At 59.3% G+C, this 16,879-nt stretch carries 12 protein-coding genes; all 12 read right to left on the reverse strand.

Annotated elements, in window-relative coordinates; all coding sequences use genetic code 11:
- Positions 1-21: 21 nt before the first annotated feature.
- The 12 genes from DD586_RS12620 to DD586_RS12675 all read right to left on the reverse strand — a co-directional run bounded on the left by DD586_RS12620 (position 22) and on the right by DD586_RS12675 (position 16,848).
- Positions 22-2,151 (reverse strand): alpha-galactosidase, encoded by a 2,130-nt coding sequence (locus DD586_RS12620; RefSeq protein WP_012885213.1) that lies wholly within the window; start codon positions 2,149-2,151, stop codon positions 22-24.
- Between the two features lie 148 nt (positions 2,152-2,299).
- Positions 2,300-3,322 carry a LacI family DNA-binding transcriptional regulator gene (locus DD586_RS12625; protein ID WP_041164967.1) on the reverse strand — a complete coding sequence of 341 codons (1,023 nt, stop codon included), beginning with the start codon at positions 3,320-3,322 and terminating at the stop codon, positions 2,300-2,302.
- 148 nt (positions 3,323-3,470) lie between these two features.
- Positions 3,471-4,112, reverse strand: a complete 642-nt coding sequence (gene fdnI / locus DD586_RS12630) for a formate dehydrogenase-N subunit gamma (protein WP_012885215.1) — start codon at positions 4,110-4,112, stop codon at positions 3,471-3,473.
- On the reverse strand, positions 4,105-5,028 hold the full coding sequence (fdxH, locus tag DD586_RS12635) for a formate dehydrogenase subunit beta (protein ID WP_012885216.1): 924 nt from the start codon (positions 5,026-5,028) through the stop codon (positions 4,105-4,107). Before fdxH ends, fdnI begins: the two co-directional genes overlap by 8 nt.
- A 12-nt stretch (positions 5,029-5,040) precedes the next feature.
- Complete coding sequence (gene fdnG, locus DD586_RS12640) at positions 5,041-8,088, reverse strand: formate dehydrogenase-N subunit alpha (RefSeq protein ID WP_012885217.1); 3,048 nt, start codon at positions 8,086-8,088, stop codon at positions 5,041-5,043.
- Between the two features lie 412 nt (positions 8,089-8,500).
- Positions 8,501-11,101, reverse strand: coding sequence for a bifunctional aconitate hydratase 2/2-methylisocitrate dehydratase (locus DD586_RS12645; RefSeq protein WP_012885218.1), 2,601 nt, complete (start codon positions 11,099-11,101; stop codon positions 8,501-8,503).
- A gap of 365 nt (positions 11,102-11,466) precedes the next feature.
- Positions 11,467-12,009: a citrate lyase holo-[acyl-carrier protein] synthase gene (gene citX, locus DD586_RS12650; RefSeq protein ID WP_012885219.1), complete on the reverse strand. Its 543-nt coding sequence runs from the start codon at positions 12,007-12,009 to the stop codon at positions 11,467-11,469.
- Entirely contained in the window at positions 12,006-13,535 is a 1,530-nt protein-coding gene (gene citF, locus DD586_RS12655) for a citrate lyase subunit alpha (RefSeq protein ID WP_012885220.1), read from the reverse strand. Before citF ends, citX begins: the two co-directional genes overlap by 4 nt.
- Before the next feature lie 89 nt (positions 13,536-13,624).
- Positions 13,625-14,515, reverse strand: a complete 891-nt coding sequence (gene citE, locus DD586_RS12660) for a citrate (pro-3S)-lyase subunit beta (protein ID WP_012885221.1) — start codon at positions 14,513-14,515, stop codon at positions 13,625-13,627.
- Entirely contained in the window at positions 14,515-14,805 is a 291-nt protein-coding gene (gene citD, locus DD586_RS12665) for a citrate lyase acyl carrier protein (RefSeq protein ID WP_012885222.1), read from the reverse strand. The genes citE and citD overlap by 1 nt, the downstream gene beginning before the upstream one ends.
- A gap of 33 nt (positions 14,806-14,838) precedes the next feature.
- The gene (gene citC, locus DD586_RS12670) at positions 14,839-15,888 is read right to left on the reverse strand and encodes a [citrate (pro-3S)-lyase] ligase (protein WP_012885223.1); all 1,050 of its coding nucleotides are present in this window, start codon (positions 15,886-15,888) and stop codon (positions 14,839-14,841) included.
- Positions 15,889-15,963: 75 nt separating this feature from the next.
- Entirely contained in the window at positions 15,964-16,848 is an 885-nt protein-coding gene (locus DD586_RS12675; protein ID WP_012885224.1) for a fumarylacetoacetate hydrolase family protein, read from the reverse strand.
- Positions 16,849-16,879 lie beyond the last annotated feature (31 nt).

The raw sequence follows: 16,879 nt of genomic DNA on the forward strand, positions 1-16,879 counted from the left end.
AGGTCGCCCTCTCCCGCTGTATTACAGACGTTCTAATTCCAGTAACAGCGCCGTTTCCGGGTTAAGAATGGGCAGACGCAACCCGGCTTTCATCAACCATTCGCCGCTGTATTGCGCCGGTGTCGCCATCCAGGACGGTAACTGGCGCATGGTGCTGCCACCTTCGATAACCGGCTTCAGGTCTGGGTGGTCCACCACGGTTAAGCGATAACGGGCTTGCGCGTCCAGCCCGGGGAAACGCAGCACCCCGGCCAGCGCGTAATCCGGCATGGCCAGTTGCGCGACCAGAAACAGCGCCTGTCGGCTATCCTCGCTGACCACCCCCTGCACCTGCGTGGTGGCATCCGGCATGTCGACCCGCCACAGGCGGCCGGTGTGCAATAGCGTGCGGTACTGGCGGTGCAACGCCACGTAATGGCGAAAACCGGCCTGTTCCTGCGCGTCGGCACGTACCGGATCCAGCTCGATACCCATGTGACCAAACAACGCCGTCAGGCCACGAAAGGCAATGCTGTGTTGACGTCCGGTGGCGTGACAGCGATAGTGGCCGATGTGTGCGCCCATCACTTCGGGTGGGAAGAAATAACTCATGCCGCGCTGAATCGTCTGCCGCTCCAGCGCGTCGTTATTGTCAGACGCCCAGAAGCGGTGACTACGCCGTAGCACCTCGTAGTCGATACGCCCACCGCCCGAGGCACAGGACTCAAACTCCACCTGCGGGAACCGTTCGCCCAGTACATCAAGCAGGCGATAAAACGCCTTGGTTTGGCGATCGGCGGCCGCCTGCCCCTGATGGGCCGGTTGCACCAGTTCGCGGTTCATGTCCCACTTCACGTAATCGATAGGGTGTTCACCCAGCAGCCAGCTCAGGCGCGCCAGCAGATAATCGAATACCTCAGGGTTCGCCAGATCGAGCGCATACTGATAACGCCCGGTCGGCTGTTCGTAACCGGGCACGGCCAGCAACCAATCCGGATGCGCGCGATACAAATCGGAATTCGGGTTAACCATTTCTGGCTCCACCCAGATGCCGAACTCCATGCCCAGCGCCCGCACATGGTTTATCACCGGCATCAGCCCTTGCGGGTATTTCTCCACGTCCACGTACCAGTCGCCGAGAGCAGCACGGTCATGGTCGCGCCCGCGAAACCAGCCGTCATCGATAATAAAACGCTCGACGCCCAGCGCAGCCGCCTGCGTCGCCATCTGCATGATGTAGTCCGGGTCGTGTTTAAAATAGATGCCTTCCCAGGTATTGAGATGCACTGGGCGGGCATTGGCGCGAGGAAAGCGGATAATTTCCTGGCGCAAAAAGCGGTGAAACTGTTGGCTCATACCGTTGAGCCCCTGCTCAGAGCAGGCGGCGTACAGCCACGGCGTGGTCAGGGACTCCCCCTGCGCCAGCGCGATTTCGCCGGGCAAATACAGCGCTTCCGCCTGCACCAGCCGTCGTCCATCGGTTTTCACCTCCGCGCGCAACCGATGGTTGCCGCTCCAGCCGAGGTGCGCCCCCCATACCCGGCCCTGTTGCTCGGAAAATCCCGGCTCGCCGCTCACCATCGCCGGGAAATACTCATGCGAGGTACGCCCACGGCGGTTTTCCTGAACCAGACTGCCGTGCGACAGTAGCGTACGGTGTGGCTGAAACTCCCGCACCCAGCGCCCGTGAAACGCCATCACCTCCGCCGCTGATTCCGGCAGCGGCAGCGTGACCGCCAGCCGCTGCACCTGCCAGTCACCCGGATGCAGGTTGGTCAGACAATGACGCAGTTGCAGCACCCCGCTGTCGGCGTGCAGCTTGAATTCGCTCCTCAGGCGCAAGCCTGCCTGACGGTCTTCCGCTTCAATGATCAGGTGTTGCGGGCTCGGTTGTTCTACCGAAACGGTCGTCAGCACCGCAAAGGCGTCAAGACCGTTACGGTGCCCTTCAATGCCCGGCGAGCCAAACAGCCCACGTCCGGTTTCCGCCGCCAGCGTCACCGGCACGTCCACGTCCAGTCGACCATTCGCCACCGGTCGTGACAGACTCTGCACATCCTGTGGCGAAAACGTCGCCAGATGTGACCCCCAATACAGTATTTCCGCCGCCGGTCGGCAGCGCACAATCACATCCGTCACCGAACTGGTCAGACGAATTAGCGTCGTTTCCATCCTCATCCTCCTGAATGGTTGATGAGGTTAGTTGTATTCCGAAACGTTTCGGATAAAAACCGAAACGTTTCGGTTTTGTGATCGGGTTAAAAAACGAACGCAGAAACGAGGGTGGAAAACGATGCCGAAAATGGCGGACGCAGGCGGGTTATTTCGTTGCTGGCGGCGGGTTATCCGTCTGTCCGGCGCGCAATTGTGGTTGCCATAACACCTGTAGCGAGGATGGCGCCTCCCCCATCAACAAACGCGACACCATCTGGGCTATCTGCTGGCCCACCTGCGAACGGGTAGCCTGTGTGATGGCGGTGACCGGTATCTCCAGCAACGAGTCGGCGGGCAGGCCATCATAGACGATCAGCGATACCGCGCGTTCCCCTTGCAGACGGCCGCTGTCACGCAACGCTAGCGCCGCCCCCTCCCCTTGCGTGCTGCCATCGATAACGATAGCGGTAGGTGGCTGCGGCAACGCCAGCCATTGCAACGTTGCCTGATACCCTTCCCGGCGTGATGGTGCCACCTGCCGCAACAGTTCATCACGCGGAGTGATACCGGCTGCCGCCAGCGTCTCCAGATAACCAGCGCGACGTTGGGCGATAAAGGATTGCGGGTGATGTTCGCCAAGAAAAGCGATGTGACGGTGACCGAGCGAGATCAAATGCCGGGTAGCGAGCGCCGCACCAGCCTGACTGTCAAAATCGAACCAGGCATAAGGCAATGGCAGATCACTGCGCCCGAGCGCTAAAAACGGAAAGCCGACCGATTGCAGGTATTGCAGTCGGGGGTCTTGTTGCAACGTATGCGCGACGATCAACGCATCCACCCGGCGGCTTTCTATCATGCGTAAAAACGCATGGTGATCGGCCTGCTCCTTGTCGGCAATCAACAGCAGATCAATCTCCTGCTTCGCCAGCTCGTGGCTGATTTCCGCCACCATCTCCATAAAGGTGGTATTACTGAGCGGTGCGGGCTGCATCGGAAACACCAGCCCTACCGCGTCAATACGCCCCATTTTCAGTCGGCGGGCAAACGTATTGGGCCGATAACCAAGACGCCGGGCTTCTTCTTCCACCCGCAGGCGCGTTCGAGCCGCCACGTCATCGTAGCCATTGAGCGCCCGGCTAACGGTGGTGACCGATAATCCCAACGTTTTTGCAATCTGTTTCAGTGACATGCGCACCATTCACCCTGAACTCTGTTACGGGCCAGACTACCACAAATCACGGCAAGGGGGGGATGCGAGAGGCTGTTGACAAACAGCGGGATGTTTTGTCAACAGCCTGGCGGTTCCCGCTCCAAACGGGAACCGCCAGCAGGGAGGGCTACTTCTTGTCTTTGTTGGCTTTGCTGATCACATCACGCGCCCAGCGCGGGTGGTGTTTCAGCGCCCACTTCTCCGAGACCTTACCTTCGATCATGCCTTTGATCGAACCACGGACCCAAAACGCCATGTACAGGTGAATCAAAATAGCGTGGATCAGCACAATGGCCGCGGTGGCATGCAGCAAAATAGCGTATCGCACCAGGTCTATCGGGAACAAATGGGCGAAGTACGGCCGCCACATGATGACACCGGTAATCAACAGCACCAGCGTTAAGCCCATGATACTCCAGAACATCAGTTTCTGGCCGGGGTTGTATTTACCCACATCCGCCACTTCATGCTCGTTGCCCTTAAGTACCTCAATAATATTCAGGAACCACGGCACATCCTGACGTTTCGGGATGTTATGACCGACAAAACGGATAAACATCGGCACCAGACACACCACAATCAGAATACCGAAGAACGGGTGCATGATGCGCCCCATCTGCGGCGTACCGAAGGTTTGCGTCAGCCATTGCAGCGTCGGGAAAAACAGCGCGATACCCGACAGCGCCACCAGAAAGAAACTGATCACCACAATCCAGTGGCAAACGCGGTCGGCGAACTTCGTGCGCACAATCATTTTTGGGTTACTCATGCTTATCGTCTCCTTCATGCGCCTGTTCTTTATCCGAATGTGCGTCATCCGAATGCGCTATCTCCTCCGTGTTCGGGCCAATACCGATGTAGTGGAACATCAACCCGGCGAAGGTGGCGACAAAGCCCAGCGTGGATAACGGCTTGAGAATACCTTTCCACAGATTAACCGGCGTCGAAATTTTCGGATTGTCCGGCAGGTTGTGGTACAGCGACGGTTTATCCGCATGATGCAACACATACATCACATGCGTACCGCCAACGCCCTCAGGGTCATACAGACCGGCGTTGGCGTAACCGCGTTTTTTCAGATGCGCGATACGTTCGGCCGCCACGTTCTTCATTTCTTCTTTGGTACCGAAATGAATCGCGCCGGTCGGGCAGGTTTTCACGCAAGCCGGTTCCTGACCGGTACTGACGCGATCGACACACAGCGTACATTTGTAGACGCGGTTATCCTGCTTGTTTAAGCGCGGAACATTGAACGGACACCCGGCGATACAGTAGCCACAGCCGATGCAGTGTTCAGACTGAAAATCGACGATACCGTTGGCGTACTGAATAATGGCACCGGCCGACGGGCAGGCTTTCAGGCAGCCCGGCTCGGCACAGTGCATACAGCCGTCCTTGCGGATCAACCATTCCAGACGGTCTTCGCTCTCCACTTCAGAAAAGCGCATCACCGTCCAGGATTTCGCGCTCAGATCGGTGGGGTTGTCGTACACTCCCACGTTGTGACCGACGTCATCACGAATGTCGTTCCACTCGGAACAGGCCGCCTGACAGGCTTTACAGCCGATACAGGTGGTGACATCGATAAGTTTGGCGACTTCGCTTTTATCATCCCGAACCTGTGGCGGCGGCGTCAGGCTACTGGTGGCCGAACGCTGGATAATATCCTGAGATTGCATTGACATAACGTTTTACCCTTACACCTTTTCCACATTGACCAGAAACGCCTTGTACTCCGGCGTTTGCGAGTTGGCATCGCCGACGCTAGGCGTCAGGGTATTCGCCAGGAATCCCTTGCGCGTCGTCCCTTCGAATCCCCAGTGACAGGGAATGCCGACGGTTTCAATCGCTTTTCCGGCCACGGTCAATGTTTTGATACGCTTGGTCACCACCGCTTTGGCTTTGATGTAACCGCGTTGGCAGGAGACCTTCACCATATCGCCCGCCTGAATACCTTTGCTTTTCGCCAGGTTCTCGCCGATTTCGACAAACTGCTCCGGCTGGATGATCGCATTCATACGCGCATGCTTGGTCCAGTGACGGAATAGCTCGGTGATGGAATAGGTGGTAGCGACATACGGGAAATCGCTCGCCTTGCCCATGGTTTTCGCATCACGCGCAAACAGGCGTGTCGCCGGGTTCGATACCACCGACGGGTGCAACGGGTTGGTGCCGATCGGGCTTTCTATCGGTTCGTAGTGTTCCGGGAACGGGCCATCCGCCAGCTTATCCATTGAGAACAACCGTGCGACGCCTTCCGGTAACATGATGAACGGCATGGTGTCTTTGCCCGGCGCTACCGTGGCAGCAAAGTCCGGCACGTCGATGCCTTTCCATTTCTGGCCGGTCCATTCCAGCAGTTTGCGTTTGCTGTCCCAGGGTTTACCCTGCAAATCCGCCGAGGCGCGGTTATACAAGATGCGGCGGTTCTGCGGCCAGCACCAGGCCCAACCCGGCGTACAGCCCAGACCCACATCGGTGTTATCACGGTTCGCCATCTGGTTACCGGCTTCGGTCCAGCTCCCGGCGTAAATCCAGCAGAAGCTGGTGGTGGTGCCGTCGTCACGCAACTGCGAGAAATCCGCCAGTTGCTGACCTTTTTTCAGCAGCAGATTGCCTTTCTCGTCGAACACATCCGCCAGCGCCATGCCGTTGGATTCGCGGGCGATTTCTTCCGGCGTCGGGTCTTCCGGGTCCTGATAGTTCCAGTTGATGTTCAACACCGGTTCCGGGCACACACCGCCCTCTTCCCGGTACAGTTCACGCAGGCGCATCATCAGGCGACCGAGGATCTTCGCGTCGTGCAGCGCTTCAGCCGGTGGCTCGGCCGCCGCCCAGTGCCATTGCAGCCAGCGCCCGGAGTTGGCGATAGAACCGTTTTCTTCAGCAAAACAGCTCGACGGCAGACGGAATACTTCGGTCTGAATCTCAGCCGAATTCACGTCATTAAACTCGCCGTGGTTCTGCCAGAAAGTGGAGGTTTCGGTCGCCAGCGGGTCGATCACCACCATGTATTTCAGTTTCGATAACGCGGCGGTAGCCTTGTTCTTGTTGGAGAACGCCGCCAGCGGGTTGAAGCCCTGAACGATGTAGCCGTTCATTTTGCCGTCCAGCATCAGTTCGGTTTGGGCCATCACGTCATAGCTGCGGTCCCACTTCGGCAGCCAGTCATAACCCCAGTTGTTGGAGGCTTGCGCGTTATCACCCCAGAAGCTCTTCATCATGCTGATAAAAAACTTCGGCGTATTCTTCCAGTAGTTAACCTGATCCGCCAACAGGGCGTCCGGTGTTATCTGGCTGAGGTAGGTTTTCAGGTCACCATGTTTTTCAGACGGCAGCGGCATGTAACCCGGCAGGTTGAGGCTCAGCAGCCCCAGGTCGGTATACCCCTGAATGTTGGAGTGTCCACGCAGCGCATTGATGCCGCCGCCCGCCATACCGATGTTGCCGAGCAGCAGTTGGATCATGGCCGCCGAGCGGATGATCTGCGCGCCGTTGGTGTGATGCGTCCAGCCCAGTGCATACATGAAGGTCGCGGTTTTGTTCGGCACGCAGGTGCTGGCCAGCGACTGGCAAATCTCTTCATAGGCTTTCGCCGGTGTGCCACACAGTGAGGTCACCATCTCCGGCGTATAACGGGAAACATGTTTTTTCAGCAGGTTCCACACGCAACGCGGATGGCTTAACGTCATGTCCCGTTTGGCGAAACCGTCCGCTCCCAGCTCGTACTGCCAGCTGCTCTTGTCGTACTGGTGCGTCTGGCTGTTATAACCGCTGAACAGCCCCTCGTCGAAGCTGAAATCCTCACGCACGATCAGGCTGGCGTTGGTGTAAGACTTCACATACTCGTGGTGAATCTTGTCGTGGGTGATCAGGTAGTTGACGACACCGAGCAGGAAAGCGGCATCCGACCCGGCGCGGATCGGCGCGTACAGGTCAGCAACGGCGGCAGAACGGTTAAAACGTGGGTCAACCACAATCAGTTTGGCGTCATTGTGGGTTTTGGCTTCCACCGCCCATTTGAAGCCAACCGGATGTGCTTCCGCCGCGTTGCCACCCATCACGATGATCACGTTGGCGTTTTTAATGTCCACCCAGTTGTTGGTCATCGCCCCACGGCCGAACGTCGGTGCCAGCGCGGCAACGGTCGGGCCGTGGCACAGGCGCGCCTGGCAATCGATAGCCACCATACCCAGCGAGCGGGCAAACTTCTGGTCGAGAATACCGGTTTCATTGCTGGCAGCAGACGAGCACAGCATCCCGGTGGTCAGCCAACGGTTGACCAACGCACCTTTGGCGTTGACGCGCTCGAAGTTGGCGTCACGGTCTTTTTTCATCAGCCGGGCGATACGGTCAATCGCCTCATCCCAACTGATACGCTGCCACTTGTCTGAACCTGGCGCACGGTATTCCGGGTATTTCAGGCGGCCTTCGCTGTGGATGTAATCCACCAGACCGGCACCTTTCGGGCACAACGAGCCACGGCTGACCGGGTGATCCGGGTCCCCTTCGATGTGAAAGATGGCGGGTTTGGCGTTTTTTGCCCCGTCGCCCAGGCTGTACATCAGCAGCCCGCAGCCCACAGAGCAATATGTGCAGTTGTTGCGGGTTTCTTTTGAGCGCAGCAGTTTGTACTGACGGACCGAGGCCATCGCCTCTGTGGGTGTAAATCCTAAAACAGCGAGTGTAGTCCCTGCCATTCCCCCGGCGCAGACTTTAAAAAAGCCCCTTCGATTAACTTGCATGTTTTTCCCTATCATTTTATGTGTCTTTTTTGTTGCGAGGAATCTAACAACACGCCACGAGGAGATTTTGAGCAAAATCAAGAATTACGGTTTTAATAGTACATTCACCCCCTTTATGGGTATTTATGCTCAGACTTTCGCTATACATGTAAATACATAGCGATATCCGCCGCTTGTCATGTCTCGTCGTGTCAGCCTCATTTCATTCCGGCAACCTGCCGTTACCGAGGCATTAACAACCCAACGCGATAACGAGCAGACGAATAAATCGATGCGGTGTCGTGTTGCAACATGTCAGCAACACCATAAAAGCAAGGTGATGAAGGCGGATAATGGAAGCGGAGGTAACAGTGGGGGTCATGCCGGACACACCGGCATTAAAAATGGCCCGCATCAATGCGGGCCAGCATGATCAAACCGCCTGTACCGGAATACGCTTTCCTGCCGACGGGTCTGCCGGTGCAGCAAAGTTCAAATAGCGGTAAATATCTGACGCAGACTGGGACAGAACCGCCACCTGCTGCAAATACTCCGCCGCCGTAGGTAACCGACCCAGTATCGCCGCTACCGTACTCAGCTCAGCCGATGCCAGATAGACACTGGCGTCCGTCCCCAGACGATGCGGGAAATTACGCGTCGAGGTGGAAACCACATGGCTACCGGCTTTCACGCGGGCCTGATTCCCCATACATAGCGAGCATCCAGCCGGTTCAATACGCACGCCTGATTTAATGAACTGGCTAAAATAGCCCTCGTCGCTGAGTTGGTGGGCATCCATACGTGTGGGCGGTGCCAGCCAAAGCCGGGCGGCGATATCCCCTTGATGTTGCGACATCAGTTTACCTGCCGCACGGAAATGCCCAATATTGGTCATGCATGAACCGATGAACACCTCGTCAATACGGTTTCCCGCCACGTCGGAGAGGGTCTTCACATCATCCGGGTCATTGGGAACGCACAGAATCGGCTCGTTGATGGTTGCCAGATCGATCTCGATAACAGCGGCATAGTCGGCGTCAGCGTCGGCTTCCAGCAACTGTGGGTCATCCAGCCACTGTTCCATGCGTTCAACGCGCCGTGCTAGCGTCGGCGCATCCTGATATCCCTCTTCTATCATGGTGCGCAGCAACGCCACATTCGAGCGCAAATAGGTTTCCACTTCCGTCTGTTCGAGCTTGATGGTACAGGCTGCCGCCGAGCGCTCGGCCGAGGCATCCGCCAATTCAAACGCCTGCTCGACGCTCAACCCCGCCAGACCTTCAATTTCCAGAATACGGCCGGAGAAGATGTTTTTCTTACCCTGCTTGGCCACAGTCAACAACCCTTGCTGGATAGCAAAGTAAGGGATGGCATGGACCAGGTCACGCAGCGTAATGCCCGGCTGCATCTGCCCTTTAAAGCGCACCAGTACCGACTCTGGCATATCCAGCGGCATGATGCCGGTTGCCGCCGCGAACGCCACCAGACCGGAACCGCCGGGGAAAGACAGACCAATCGGAAAACGAGTGTGGGAATCTGCACCGGTGCCGACGGTATCCGGCACCAGCATCCGGTTGAGCCAGGAGTGGATGATGCCATCACCCGGACGCAGCGATACCCCATTACGCTGGGTGATAAAATCCGGCAGGGTCTTATGCAGATTGACGTCAACCGGTTTCGGGTAAGCCGACGTATGGCAGAACGACTGCATCACCAGATCGGCAGAGAATTGCAGACAGGCCAAATCTTTCAGTTCATCACGTGTCATGCCGCCAGTGGTATCCTGCGAGCCCACCGTAGTCATCCGCGGCTCGCAATACTGCCCCGGACGAACACCGGCAACGCCACACGCCTTACCCACGATTTTCTGCGCCAGCGTATAGCCGCGTGATGACTCAGCAGGTGCCTGGGGCAGACGGAATGCCGTGCTTGTGGCCAGCCCCAACGACTGACGGGCACGTGCAGTCAGGCTGCGGCCAACGATCAGCGCAATACGGCCACCTGCGTGCACTTCATCCAACAACACGTCGGTTTTCAGGCTAAAGCGGGTGATCAGGGTATTGTCATCATGGCGACGCACTTCACCCTGATAGGGATACACATCGATCACATCACCCGTCGACAGCGCGGTCACATCCATCTCGATTGGCAGCGCACCGGAGTCTTCCAGTGTGTTAAAGAAAATCGGCGCGATTTTCCCGGCCAGCACCACCCCACCGGCACGTTTATTCGGTACGAACGGAATATCCTGCCCGATATGCCACAGAATCGAGTTAGTGGCAGATTTACGTGACGAACCGGTGCCCACCACATCGCCGACATACACCAGCGGATGCCCCTGCGCTTTCAGGGCTTGCATCTGCGCCACCGGGCCGATAGACCCCGGTTTATCCGGCGTGACACCATCACGAGGCACGCTCAGCATGCACAGCGCATGCAGCGGGATATCTGGACGTGACCAGGCTTCCGGTGCCGGAGACAGGTCATCAGTGTTGGTTTCACCCGCGACTTTAAATACCGTCAGCGTGATTTTTTCCGCCAGAGCCGGACGAGCACTAAACCATTCGGCATCAGCCCAGGACTGTAATACCCGCTGTGCAGCAACATTCCCCTGCCCGGCTTTCTTTTCAATCTCACCAAAATAATCAAATATCAGCAGTGTATGGCTGAGTGCCTTTACTGCTTCTTCGGCTAGCTCATTATTATCGAGTGCATCAATTAATGGCTGAATATTATAGCCACCCTGCATCGTCGCCAATAAACGCACAGCGGCAATCGGAGAAATTGCTGCAATAGTTAGCTCACCACGCACTATTTTCCCCAGAAAGTCGGCTTTCACTTGTGCCGCATCATCAACGCCGGGGGAAATATGGTATGTCAGCAGGTCAAGCCACGTCGGAATATCGCCAGATGACTGATTTTCTCTGGCAGATAATTGAGCGACCAGCTCTGTCGCCTGTTGTGCAGTTAACGGCTTGGGCGGAATGCCCATTTCACGTCGTTCTGCAATATGGGCATTATACTGTTCTAACATGACAACTCCTCTTACCATGGCAATGGTAATTAATGCGTAATTAACGCCAAAATAAAAACAGATTTGGGTTCAGAGTATTGACATAACAATTGGCGATATCATTTTTATACCCGTCATACTTCACGTTATTCGAGTTATTTTGGGTATGTCATTTTCAGTCAGACATGCGGTCCTAAGCCCGGAAAATAAATAACGAGCAAACATCAAACAAAGAAAGTCAGTGCCGCAATACTGGCCTGCAAATACTGAACTGAAATAGCGGCGCTCCCTTATTACGGGTTCACCCAAGCCAACCAGACACAATTTCAGCATCAGTATTTATTACCACCAAAGCCGACACTATCCGCTGGTGAATAACCCTCTGATCAGCGTGCGTCAAACCAGCCATGTAGCATGTCGTCGATACGCCCTACCACCGCCGTCAGCGTATGACGCTGTCCACGGGAACACACATGAGCCGGTTCATCACACAGCAGACACCGACGAGGTTCGTGCGCCAGCAACGTTCGGCTGACCGACCCGGCCTGCGGGCAGAACACGTCAAAATCCCACAGCCGACCCAGCGGATGCTGCTCTTCCAGCGCAATCGCCGCCGCCTTCACGCTCAGCGCATCCTTGGTTATCACCCAGAACGCCTCCGCCCCCGTCTCCAGCCAGTGCAGCTGCTGCTCCGGCACCCCCCATCCCCGGGCCAGACACAGGTCGTTGAACGCCGCCACCGCGGCCCCCATACCCCGACGGTACAGCGCCGAGTCCTTCACCGCGCCCGGCGTCACCAGCGTCAGCGACACCACCGTCGCACGGTGCAACGCCAGCAGCTGCTGCTGGCGTGCATGGCGGCGATCCTTCGCCGCCAGCAGACTGTTCAGTGAGACGCTGACCGCAGAGCCTGTCGCTGCCTCGCTCACGCGTTGTCCTCTTTCACCTGACGCACCACGTCGATCACGCTGCCGTCACGGTAGCGGATCACCCCCACGATGCGGTCGTGGAATTCAATCGCCTTCGGTTCGCCCACCAGCGCTATCGCCCGCTGGTACAGTTCTTCGATAGGCATCACGCTCAGCCCGGCCTCGGTCAGCCGTGCGGCCACTTCCGGGCGCGCCGGGTTCACCGCGATACCGTGGTCCGTCACCAGCACGTCTATCGCGCTGCCCGGTGTCACGCAGGTGGTCACCTGACGCACCACCGTCGGGATACGGCTGCGGATCAGCGGCGCCACCACGATGGTCAGGTTCGCCGCCGTCGCCACGTCGCAGTGCCCGCCCGACGCCCCGCGCATCACCCCGTCCGACCCGGTTATCACGTTCACGTTGAACTGGGTGTCGATTTCCAGCGCACTCAAAATCACCACGTCCAGCTGGTCGCAGCACGCCGCCTTGGCGCTCGGGTTGGCGTACACGTTGGTCGAGATTTCCACGTGTTTCGGGTTTTTCGCCAGCGATGCCGCCGCGTTGGCGTCAAAGCACTGGGTGTCCAGCAGCGTCTCTATCAGCCCCTTCTCGTGCAGGTCGACAATGCTGCCGGTAATGCCGCCAAGCGCAAAACGCGCCGTCACCCCCTGTTTCTGCATCCGGTCTTCCAGAAAGCGGGTACAGGCGGTCGACGCCGCGCCGGAGCCGGTCTGGATGGAAAAACCCGGTTTGAAGTAGCCGGAATGGGCTATCACGTCCGCCGCCCGGCGCGCTATCAGCAGTTCACGCGGGTTGCTGGTCACGCGCGCCGCCCCCACGCTGATCTTCGCCGGGTCGCCCACTTCCTCCACCGGCACCACGAAGTCCACCTGGTCCTGCACGATGCTGGCCGGCAGGTTCGGGAACGGCACCAGGCTTTCCGTCAGCAGCACCACCGTCTTCGCGTAGTGCGCGTCCACCATCGCGTAACCCAGCGACCCGCAGCGCGATTTCCCCGACGTGCCGTTGGCGTTGCCGAATTCGTCGCTGCTCGGCACCCCGAGGAACGCCACGTCTATCGTCAGCTCCCCGCTCTGCAGCAGGTGCACCCGCCCGCCGTGCGAGTGGATGTGTACCGGCTCTTTCATCAGCCCGTGCGAAATCGCGTCCGCCAGCTTGCCGCGCATGCCGGAGGTGTAGATACGGCTAATCACCCCGTTGCGGATATGCTCTATCAGCGGCGCGTTGCAGGTCATCAGCGAGCTCGACGCCAGCGTCAGGTCCTTAAAGCCCAGCCGGGCCAGCGTGTCCACCACGTGGTTGATCACCTTGTCCCCTTCACGGAACGCGTGGTGGAACGAAATCGTCATCCCGTCCTGCAGCCCGCTCTTGCGGATGGCCTCCTCCAGGTCGGCACACAGCTTGCGCCGGTGTTTTTCGGTGACGTCATCCAGCCAGGGGGTACGGTGGTTGGCACTGACGAACGGGTGCAGCGGACGTTGTTCCGGGTATTGCTTCTGCAGTGCTTCAATAAAGTTACTCATGCTCTCATCCTGTCATTGCGACGGCCCGCCGGGGCGTGCTCCCGCCACCGGCCGGCCCGTGCAGAATCTGTCGGTTAACCGGGCCGTGCCTACTGGCGCACGCCGGAGGCCCGTGCACGCTCCACCACCTGGCGGGCGTGGTTGATAATCGGGCCGTCGATCATTTTTCCGTTCAGCGAGATGACCCCCAGGCCGGCGCGCTCGCCCTCTTCCGCCGCCTTAATCACCAGGTGGGCGTAGTCCACCTCGTCCTGGGTCGGCGCGTAGGCGTTGTGCAGCAGTTCAATCTGCCGCGGGTTGATCAGCGACTTGCCGTTGAAGCCCAGTTTGCGGATCAGCTCCACTTCCTTCAGGAACCCCTCCTCGTCGTTGACGTTGGAGTACACCACGTCAAACGCGTCGATACCGGCGGCACGGGCGGCATGCAGCACCGCACAGCGGGCGTAGAACAGCTCGGTGCCGTCCCCGCGCTCGGTCTGCATGTCCATCACGTAGTCGAACGCCGCCAGCGCGATGCCAATCATGCGCTCGGACGAGCGGGCGATGGACACCGCGTTGATCACCCCGACCGCCGACTCGATGGCCGCCATGATGCGGGTGGAGCCGACTTCCCGGCCACAGGCCTTCTCGATGCGCGCCAGGTGGTGCTCCAGTTCGTCGACGTCGTCGGTGGAGTCGGTCTTCGGCAGGCGGATGACATCCACCCCGCCACGCACCGCCGCTTCCAGGTCCTTGAGCCCGAACGGGGTGTTGAGCTGGTTGATGCGCACCACGGTTTCAATGTCCCGGTACATCGGGTGTTGCAGCGCATGGAACACCAGCAGGCGCGCGGTATCTTTCTCGCGCAGCGACACCGCGTCCTCCAGGTCGAACATGATGGAGTCCGGCTGGTAGATGAAGGCGTTGGACAGCATGGCGGCATTGGCGCCCGGCAGGAACAGCATGCTGCGGCGCAGTTTTTTCGGTTGCGTGGTGCTCATCACAGTGTCTCCCAGTCAATCTGTTCCACCTCGGCGGCACGCAGCACGGCGCTCTGCACCCGGGCACGAATGACGCAGTCCAGCGCCCCCTTGTCTTCCACCACCACGGTGCCGGACTCGACGCCCAGCGCACTCAGCGTGTCGTTCACCACCCGGGTGATCTGGTCGCCAAACTGCTTGATGACCTCACTGTTTATCACCACCGTCAGCGGGCCTTGCGCCGGGGACACCCGGACCAGCAGGTCGCTGGACTCGAAGGTGCCCGCCAGGGCTTCCTTGATAATTTTCATGTTGGTTTTCCTGCCTGATACATTAAAAACACGTCACGCGCAGGCGAGCTCGCCATAGCGTTGTAAATGCGCAAACGTCGTCGCCGGCACAATCTGGCGGATGGCGTCGAACTGGCGCTGCCGCAGCAGCCGCCGTACCGCCGAGGCGGATATCGCCTGACCGTCGTGCTCGCGCGTGCGTTCGATTTCCACCACCGTCAGGGCCGGGGCGGGCACCCGCCCGTCCTGCTCCAGCCAGTGGTGCATGTCCTGGTTGTACTGGTGCGTCACCGGGCAGAACGGCTCGGTGCCGACAAAGCGCCGGGTGATGCCGAGCGCCGGGGCGATGTACTGGCGGAAGATGATGAGGTCCAGCGCCGCGTGCGCCTGGCTTATCAGCGACTCTTCCTTCAGGAAATAGCCCGGAAAGGTGGCCTTGGAAATCAGGTACTCCGACCCGGCGTGCACCGTCAGGTTGGGGATGTCCGCCACCCCCTGGCGCACCATCTCCAGCCGCTCGGCGAACGGGAAGAAGGAGACGTCCTCGCGCACCACGAAGATGTGCAGCCAGTCGCAGGCCCGCGCGGCCTGCTCGGCCAGGTAGCGGTGCCCCAGCGTGAACGGGTTGGCGTTCATCACGATGGCCCCGATGTCCCGCCCCGGCCGTACCTCGGCCGCCAGTGACTGGCAGTACTGCCGGATGCCGAGCGGCGTGTTCTCCATCAGCACCGCCTGGTCGTCATAGCAGGCAATCGGGTAGAAGCCGCAGCCGCGGAACGCCGTGACGTTGCAGGGACGGGTGTAGAGAAACAGGTGGAACAGGCCGCGCTCGGCCGCCAGCTGCACCACCTCGTTGACCACCTTCGCCCCCAGGCTGAGCTCGCGAAAGTCGGGGTCCACCGCCACGCACTTGATGGTGCTGGCGCACAGCCCGGCACAGGCCACCAGCCGCCCGTGATGCGTGCCGGCCACAAAAAACTCGACATCCTGGTCCCGGTCCAGCTGGCAGCGCGCCAGCAGCGCGGTTATCTCCACCAGCGTGGGGGACGGGACGCGCGCATCCAGCGTGGCAAACGTAACACTCTCGTCGTCATCGGCGTACATAACGGTTATCCTGCTTGTTACTGGGCCCCGTCACCGCGGGGCTGACGCCGCCGGTCACCCGGCGGCGGGAACGATTCAGTGCCCGGCCGCCACGGACGCGGCACGCGGGGCGGTCACCGGCCGGACGGCCTCGCCGATGGTGTTGCGCAGGTGGCCGACCTTCTCGATCTCCACCTCGATGCTGTCGCCCGGCTTGAGGAACAGCGGCGGGGTGCGCTTCTTGCCGACGCCGCCCGGCGAGCCGGTGATGATGACATCACCGGCGCTGAGCGCGGTGAAGGTGCTGATGTATTCAATCAGGTCCGCCACCTTGTGGATCATGCTGGCGGTGTTGTCGTCCTGCACCATGCGGCCGTTGAGGAAGGTACGGATGGCCAGAGCGTGCGGGTCGGGGATTTCGTCGCGGGTGGTGAGGTACGGGCCGAAGGCGCCGGTCTTCTGCCAGTTCTTGCCGGCGGTGAACCAGCTGTGCTGCCAGTCGCGGGCGGAGCCGTCCATGTAGCAGCTGTACCCGGCGACAAACGACAGTGCGTCGTCACGGTGGATGTTCTGGCCGTTTTTGCCGATGATGACCGCCAGCTCGCCTTCATAGTCGAACTCGCTGGAGTAGTGGGGCTTGAGCACCGGGGTGCCGTGGCCGGTCTGGGAGTCGGCGAAGCGCACGAACAGGGTCGGTGCGGGGTTCAGCTCGTTAAACTCCTTGCGCTTGTCGGCGTAGTTCATGCCGACGCAGAGGATTTTGGACGGCGCGACAATCACCGGCAGGAAGGTGACGTCGGCGACGGCGACATCCGGGGTGTCGGTCTGGAAGGCGGCGGCCTCGTGCAGCGCCTGACCGGCCAGCAGGGCTTTCAGGTCGGCGTAGCGGTCACCGAGACGGCTGCCCAAATCGATCAGACCCGCCGGTGTGTGGATCCCGTAACTGTTTTTGCCCTGATGGCGATAACTTGCAAGTTTCATGATTACACCTGGTGTGAGTGCAATAGCAATT

This window comes from Dickeya parazeae Ech586 (assembly GCF_000025065.1).
Classification (GTDB): domain Bacteria; phylum Pseudomonadota; class Gammaproteobacteria; order Enterobacterales; family Enterobacteriaceae; genus Dickeya; species Dickeya zeae.

What these genes read in the sequence shown, in the direction of transcription:
- citD (WP_012885222.1), bottom strand. Translation starts at nt 14,805, where the DNA reads ATGAAAATTATCAAGGAAGCCCTGGCGGGCACCTTCGAGTCCAGCGAC.
- fdnG (WP_012885217.1), bottom strand. Translation starts at nt 8,088, where the DNA reads ATGCAAGTTAATCGAAGGGGCTTTTTTAAAGTCTGCGCCGGGGGAATG.
- citF (WP_012885220.1), bottom strand. Translation starts at nt 13,535, where the DNA reads ATGAGTAACTTTATTGAAGCACTGCAGAAGCAATACCCGGAACAACGT.
- fdnI (WP_012885215.1), bottom strand. Translation starts at nt 4,112, where the DNA reads ATGAGTAACCCAAAAATGATTGTGCGCACGAAGTTCGCCGACCGCGTT.
- DD586_RS12645 (WP_012885218.1), bottom strand. Translation starts at nt 11,101, where the DNA reads ATGTTAGAACAGTATAATGCCCATATTGCAGAACGACGTGAAATGGGC.
- fdxH (WP_012885216.1), bottom strand. Translation starts at nt 5,028, where the DNA reads ATGTCAATGCAATCTCAGGATATTATCCAGCGTTCGGCCACCAGTAGC.
- DD586_RS12625 (WP_041164967.1), bottom strand. Translation starts at nt 3,322, where the DNA reads ATGTCACTGAAACAGATTGCAAAAACGTTGGGATTATCGGTCACCACC.
- citC (WP_012885223.1), bottom strand. Translation starts at nt 15,888, where the DNA reads ATGTACGCCGATGACGACGAGAGTGTTACGTTTGCCACGCTGGATGCG.
- DD586_RS12620 (WP_012885213.1), bottom strand. Translation starts at nt 2,151, where the DNA reads ATGGAAACGACGCTAATTCGTCTGACCAGTTCGGTGACGGATGTGATT.
- citE (WP_012885221.1), bottom strand. Translation starts at nt 14,515, where the DNA reads ATGAGCACCACGCAACCGAAAAAACTGCGCCGCAGCATGCTGTTCCTG.
- DD586_RS12675 (WP_012885224.1), bottom strand. Translation starts at nt 16,848, where the DNA reads ATGAAACTTGCAAGTTATCGCCATCAGGGCAAAAACAGTTACGGGATC.